This window comes from Colwellia sp. 75C3, from assembly GCF_002836255.1.
Classification (GTDB): domain Bacteria; phylum Pseudomonadota; class Gammaproteobacteria; order Enterobacterales; family Alteromonadaceae; genus Colwellia.
This window is the reverse complement of the sequence record NZ_PJAU01000041.1, coordinates 23,791-32,048: the sequence shown is the minus strand read 5'-3', so window position 1 is coordinate 32,048 and position 8,258 is coordinate 23,791. Positions and strand designations below refer to the sequence as shown.

Annotated in this window: 1 protein-coding gene; it reads left to right on the top strand. The window is 38.9% G+C overall.

The genetic code is table 11. The annotated features are described in order from the left end of the window. Positions 1–8,148, top strand: an 8,148-nt coding sequence (locus tag CXF85_RS09260) for a hypothetical protein (protein ID WP_157829056.1), incomplete at its 5' end; no start/stop codon positions are given. Between the last annotated feature and the right edge of the window lie 110 nt (positions 8,149–8,258).

Here is an 8,258-nt window from a genome sequence, read left to right as displayed (position 1 = left end):
TTAACGCTTAACACGGCTAATCAATCGGTTGTTATTGGCACCGACATTTCAAGTATTGAAACAGTTACCGGGACAGGCAGTAATGAATTAACTGCAAGTAATATCACGAACACTTGGGCAATCAATGCCACCAACCAAGGTGTGATTAATGACGGCACAGTTGATGAAGTTAACTTTGTTAACTTCAATTCACTTGCTGGTGGTACTGGCGACGACGACTTCACATTAAGCACACGTTCACAAATTAGCGGCACCATAGATGGTGGAGATCACACTACAGGTGATAGTTTCACTGTAACTAATGCCAACCAAACGATTAACTTATCCACCGATTTCACTAATATTGAAGAAGTTAATGCAACGAACGGTACTAACACACTTATCATTAATTCAGGTGACAACACTTGGACAATAGATAAAGAAAACGAAGGAAGCGTTGAAGGCATTAGATTTACTAAGTTTAGCTATCTCGAGGGCGGAAGTGGCAAAGATACTTTTAATGTAGTAGAAGGCGGTAAGGTCACAAGTATTAAGGCTAATGACGGTGATGATTTTATCTCGTTGTTCGATCTTGATAGTGCACTTATTATTGATGGTGGTGATCATGATGCATACGATACTTTACGGATCAACGTAGAACTAGATCTTACAAAAATTTCAGTGAGTAATATAGAGCTTATTGATGGTAATGGTAGTGACTTACAAGCTGGAAATGGTCAGACAAATATCTGGACAATAACAGGTGAAAACTCTGGTTTGCTTAATGGTATTTCTTTTACAGGCTTCATCAATTTACTGGGTGGTGATCAGGTAGATAATTTTACTATTGCAACTACAGATACAGGAGAGATATCGCTTGATGGTGGAGAAGGAACTAATACCTTAACGGGAAGTGCAGATGCTATAAGCGGTATTACTAGTAATTTTGAATGGGCTGTTACGGCTGCCAATGAAGGCTCTGTGTCTGGTTTTAATTTTACTAATATTAGTGAATTAACTGGCGGCTCTGCTAATGATACCTTTGTAGTATCCGCAGCGATTGACAGCATCGATTCAGGGGCAGGTGAGGACAATATCACAATAACTGCCGCAGTTGCCGATAATGACATTGAAACACTTATCTTGGGTGATGATAATGATCAACTCTTTATTGCTCGTCTAGATCAAGTTCAAAATACTATTCAAGGTAATGATGGCACTGATACTTTGAACCTAACTACTGCAAGTGAAACTTTATATCTGGGTGATATAAGCAGCTTTGAAAGTTATATAGGTACAGGTAACAACATCCTGCAAGCAACTAATACCGAAAATACTTGGGCCGTTACGAGCTCAAATACGGGTACGGTGAAGTTGGGTAGTGGTACTGAAAATAGCTTTAGTGGTTTTAGTGATTTAGTGGGGGGGTATAACAAAGATACATTCACTATTTCTGCCGCAATTAATAATATTACTGCTGGTGATGGTAATGATGACGTGACTATAACTGCTTTGGTTGCTGATGGTGAGATTACCTCTGTTGATTTAGGCGATGATGACGACACGTTGAAAATTGCCGATATGGCCAGTGTTGTTAATGTTATTCAAGGTGGTCGTGATAGCGATACCCTTGAATTAACAGGGTCAAATAAAACACTTAAACTTGCCGATATCAGTGGTTTTGAGACACTGGAAACGCTAAGTAGCAATAGTAATACCTTACAAGCAACTGATAGCGAAAATACTTGGTTTGTTAATGCTGATAATAAAGGCACGGTTAAACTAGACTCCGCTGACACGATAAAATTTGATGGCTTTACTGATTTAGTGGGTGGCTCGTTAAAAGATACCTTTACTGTTTCTGCAGCGATTAATAGCATCAGTTCAATGGCTGGTGAAGATGAAATTACTATTGGAAATGTTACTGCTGATAGTATTGCTAATATTGATGCCGGGGCCGATAACGATCGTATTGATGTTTATTCGGCAGATAGTGTTGGTAGTTTAATTATTGGTGGTGCAGGTACAGATACACTGGGTATTACCAATTCAGATCAAACGCTAACGCTAGATATTCTTGATGACACAATTGAAACCCTTGATGGCAATAATTTAAGTAATATTCTTGCAGGAAAAACAGACGGGGATAATATTTGGAATATCACGGGTGCAAGTTCCGGTAATATTGAAGGGGTTAACTTTATTAACTTTGCCACATTGCTCGGTGGTGATAAGACAGATAACTTTGTATTAGCGACTAACGACTATGGCAGTATGACACTTGATGGTGCTACTGGTGTTAATACCATTACCGGTAGTGATAATACCACTAGTTGGGATGTGTTAACGGATAATGCTGGTTATGTTTCAGGCTTTAGTTTTAAAAATATCAATAATTTGGTTGGTGGTACTGGCGTAGATTACGTTTATGTTCGCGCGGCAATGGATAGCATATCAACCGGAGCAGGAGCCGATGAAGTAACCCTTTATGATACGGTGGCAACTGACGGTATTACCTCACTTGATTTGGGCGCTAATGACGATACTTTGAAAATTGCCGATATCGCCAGTGTTATTGATGTTATTAAAGGGGGTGTTGATACAGATACCCTTGAATTAACGGGTACAAATGAAACATTAGTGCTTGCCGATATCAGCGGTTTTGAAAAGCTAGAGACTCTTAGTGCTAATACCAATTCGTTACAAGCAACTGATAGCGAAAATATTTGGTTTGTTAATACAGATAATGCCGGCACGGTTAAATTAGCTGATGCGGATGCTATTTCCTTTGATGGCTTTACCGATTTAATCGGCGGAGCTTTAAAAGATACCTTTACTGTCTCTGCTGCGATTAACAGCATCAGTTCAATGGCAGGTGAAGATGAGATCAGCATTGAAGAACTGGACCCTAGCAGTATTAGTAGTATCGATGCAGGGGCAGGTAATGACCGTATTGATGTTCATTCAGTGGATAGTGTTGCAACCTTAATTCGTGGTGGCGACGATACGGATACTCTCGGTATTACAAATAAGGATCAGGAGCTTACTCTAGCTATTCTTGATAGTTCTATTGAAACCCTCGATGGTAATAATTTAAATAATACTTTAGTTGGACAAAGCAGTAATACTTGGACTATCACGGGCGCAAACGCGGGTGAAATTAAAGGTGTTAATACGACCGAAACGATTAACTTTATTAACTTTGCCACATTACTTGGCGGTACAGGTACTGATAACTATGTATTAGCCACAACTGATGCCGGCAATATGTTATTTGATGGTGCTGGTGGTATTAATACAATAACGGGTAGTGATAATGCCACTACTTGGAATGTGTTAACGGCTAATAAAGGTAATGTCTCTGGCTTTACCTTTGAAGATATTAATAATTTAGTGGGCGGAACGGGTGTTGATAACATTAATGTTTCAGCGGCAATGGACAGCATTGCTACCGGTGCAGGCAATGATGAAGTAACCATTACAGCTTCAGTGGTAACTGGTGATATTAGCTCTCTTGATTTAGGCGCTAATGACGACACTTTAAGAATTGCTAACCTCGATAGTGTTACTAATGTCATTGAAGGTGGGGCTGATACTGATACCCTTGAACTTACGGGTACAACTGAAACGCTCAACCTTGCCGATATCAGTGGTTTTGAAATAGTGAACACCACAAGTACTAATAGTAATACTTTACACGCAAGTGATGGCGAAAATACTTGGGTTGTAAGTGCCGATAACGAAGGTACCGTGCAGTTAGGTGCTGCGGATGCCATAAGTTTTACCGGCTTTACTGATTTAGTTGGTGGTGCGTTGAATGATACCTTTACCGTGTCTGCCGCTATTAACAGTATAAGTTCTGGTGCAGGTGAAGATGAAATCACCATTGATAGCGCGGTTATCAATAATGCCATTGCCGATATTAATTTGGGTGGTGATGCCGATATTCTTTACATTGAAAACCTAGACAGTGTACAAAATATCATTGAAGCCGGTGATGGTACTGATGCGTTATATTTAACAGGTGACAGTAAAACATTAAAGCTTGCTGATATTAATGCTTTTGAAGCGCTGCACGGCTCAAGTAATAATACTCTACAGGGGAGAAACGAAGAAAACACTTGGCAGGTAACCACTGATAATGGTGGTAATATTAATGGTATTGTTTTTACCGGTTTTAATCAGCTAGTTGGCGGTACTGATAAAGATGCCTTCACGGTTTCTGCAGGTATTAGTACGATAAACTCAAGCGCAGGTGAAGATAACATTGTTGTCGATAGTAATGTTACGGTTAATGCAATTGCCAGCATAAATACCGGCGATGATAACGATAGTATTACCTTGCATGATATGAATAGCATCAGTGGTTTAGTTGACGGTGGCGGCGGTGATAACAATACCTTAACGTTTACCCAAGCTGGGCAAGTTGTTAATTTAGTGTCTGATGTTAATCATGTTAAATCGATTACAGGTGTTGATGGTACAAATACCTTAATTGCCAATGACGAGGCAAATACCTGGGTTGTTGATAACCTAAATAGCGGCCACTTAACTAACGTGAGTTACTCGGATGGCATCAACTTCGTTAACTTCAATCAATTAGACGGCGGTAGTGAAATTGATAATTTTACTGTTAATACCCTAGCCAATATCTCTGGTTATATTGATGGTAACGGCAATAATGATTCCTTGGTATTACAGAGCGCGGAACAGCAGGTTGTTTTAGGCAGTAACGTTAATAGCATTGAAAGTATTAGCGCATTAGTCGCTGGTAATAATCAGTTAACTGCTAGCGATACTGAAAATAGTTGGCTAATCACAGATCATAACCAAGGTACCATCACTGTTAATAATGCAAGTACGGTTAACTTTAGTGGTTTTGAAAATATAACGGGTGGCGCACAACGTGACAGCTTTACTTTTAGCTCTGTCGATAGTGATATTGATGGCGTTATCAGTGGTGGCAGTGGTACTGATAGTTTAGTTTTACAAGTGAATAAAGATTATGTCATTGAGTTAGGTGATAACGTTACCAGCAATTTAAACATCAATGAAATGGAAAATGTTGTAGCGAATACCAGTGCCATAAATACCCTAATCGCAGATGATGTAGATAACGTCTGGTTAATCGATAAAGTCCGCGGTGGTAACCTTTCTTACAGTAATTCAATCGTTGACTTTACCAATATTGATAACATCTATGGCGGTGCACAAAAAGACACTGTTACGGTAAGTACCGGTAATAGTGCTAACGGTATTTCGTTGATTGATATGGGAGACGGTAACGATAGCTTTATTGGTGTATCGGGTAAAGTTACTAATGTGGTTGGTGGTATTGGTAATGATAACTTTACGTTAACTAGCGTTAACATTGAGGAGCAGATGGATGGCGGCGAAGGCGTAGATTCTATTACTTACAATGAAGATGTTTCAGTGACCATTGGTGATGATATTATTGGCTTTGAAAGTCTTATTGCGGCAAACAAAAGCGGGGTCATTAATGGCCAAAGTGGCGCTGATTCATCTTGGACAGTGTCAGGGTTGAATACTGGCTTTGTTACTGATTCATCGACACAGCAAACAGCATTAGCATTTACGGGTTTCTCAACGATAAATGGTAGTGATGGTGTAGATAGCATATTCATTCAAGGAAATGGTGCTTTATCAGGTATTATTAATGGTAATGATGGTGCCGACACACTTAATGTTGACCTTGATGATACGCGAAATACCGTCAATAGCTTGGTTAGCTTTGATGGCGGTGATGGTAATGATATTGTTACTATAAACGGGGTTTCTGCACAATACAGTGAAAGTTATAATGCTAACGTTGAATATAACAGTGAACAGTTTGACCAACTCAGTTACAACCGTAACGATGAAGCGAGTGTTTCAATTTATTATCGTGATGTCGCCGTTGTTATTGACGATATTGCCACAACCAGCCTTACCTTAAATTCAGCTGTCGGTGATACGTTCTCTATTGAACAAGATCAATTTAGTGCCGGTTTAGGTTCCGTTGACGTTTTAATGAACTCTCAAAATAAAGGTGATATTACTGTTATAACAAACGATGGCTCAGTCATTTTTAAAGACAGTATAAAGGTTGTTGGTAACTTATCACTTACTGGAACGACAGTTTCACAGCTTAAAGGTAGTGTGCAAGCTGATTTACTTACCTTGAACAATATAACTTTACTTGGCACAGCGGATAAAGCGTTATCGGTAGATGTTGCTGAACTGGATGTTAATGTTCATTCGGGGGATATTTATCTTAACGAACTAAATGATATTAGTTTAGGTCAGATGAATGAGGTTACCGGAAACGTTTCAGTCACCTCTGCAACAGGTAATATTAGTTCTTCTGGTGCAATTACCTCATCGGGCAACTTTACTTTAGCGGCGGCAAAAGCGATAAACTTAACGGAGCAGAATGCCTTTACCGGCGGGTTGTCGTTAACTGCTAGCACAGACATTAATCTTGTTAATAATAGCGATACAAGCTTAACCTACCTTTCGGCTAACACTGTCGATATTAAGTCCATAGGTGATGTTATCTCTACGGGTGATTTTACTGTTGATAATGCCACTAATGATGCAACAGCTACTATTGAATCTTCGTCAGGAACTGTTAATTTAGCGGGGACAAACACGGTTGATAATTTATTCGTTATTGCCAACGGTGCAGTTGAAATTGCTAATCTACAGTCAGAAAATTTAACAGCCACGTCTACGAAAAATAGCATCTCGCTAAGTCAGTCAAGCCAGATTACCTCCGCGCAACTTCAAGCGAATAATGATATTACGGTTACCGATGTAAATATTGTAAACCTCAATGCTAATACAGCCGAGGGGGATATATTGCTATCAGGTAGCTCAAGTATTAATAATGGCATTTTAGTCGCAGCAAATAATATTGGCATTAGTGGTTTTCAGGCAGAAAGTCTAACGGCCACCTCCACTAACGGAGCGGTTTTATTTTCAGGAGCTAATACGGCTAATACCTTCATACTAAAGGCGGCTAATGATATTGATTTATCAGCATTAACGGCTGACACATTAACTGCAACCAGTACTAATGGTTCAATTATTAGTACTGAAGCATTAACTGTTGGTGTCGGTGTTGATGGTACTTCATTAATGCTTACCGCTACAAATGGTGATGTGAGTTTAGCCAATGCAAATAATGATTTTTCTCAAGTCGCTATTATTACTAATAATGCTGAAATAACTGATGTTAATTCAATTACTATTTTAGGTAGTGAAGTAACGGGCGCACTGAGCTTAACGGCCAATGGTGATGTATTGGTTGGTGATGTTACTGCTGGCGAGTCTATTTTTATAGAATCAATGGGTGGTGCCATTCAAAGTAAAGACTCTAACTTAACCGCTGTTGAAGTAATGCTTCGTGCCTTTTCAGGTATTGGTCTGGGTGATTTTGATCAAATAAACCAATATGGCGATGGTCTTGATACCGCGATTACCACAAATACCAGTGTAATTAGTGCCATCAATAAGGGTGAAAATGGCATTATTAATATTGCTAATAGCGAAACGGTTGCTGTTACAGACTTAAGAAATAATGGCGATATTATTTTTACTAATAACGGGGATATTAACCTTAAAGTTTCGGGGTTTGATGCCAATGGTAAAGCTACACAAGGAGCTATTGATGCACACTATAATGGTGATATTAGTGATTTAACTTATGCTGGTCGTATCAATATATTTAATAGTGGTGAAGGTAATATTTACACCGATAGACCTTATAATAGTTCCTATGCTGATATTACCGGGGAATCATTACTAGTGAACCAAATCTACTTTTTTGGTACCTATAGCCAGCCAATAAAGTTAAGGTTAAATAGCAGCTTAACGTTATATAATACGGGTGGTGGTGTTGATTATATATACCCTAAGCCGCTATATATCTTTACATCAGGTGATTTGTCAGATACCAGTAGTTTGGCGGTAATAACCAGTCGAAACCTATTATCTGTTGAGTCTTTAGATGAGATAGATCCAGCTATATTTTCTGATATTAAAAACTATAACGTTGATAGTTTATCGATATTGTTACCTAGAGATCAGCGTGATGGTGATGAATTTGCGGACTCGGAGTATGAAAATGAAAATGAAGATGCAGAGCAAACAGAAGAAGAAGAGTAATCGCTGAATTGTTGTCATTGGTGGCGCTGACAATGGCCATCTCTTGCTCAAGTAAATAAATAAGAATAAATATAAACAACCTGAGCTCAGGTTAAATAATTAATAAGGTT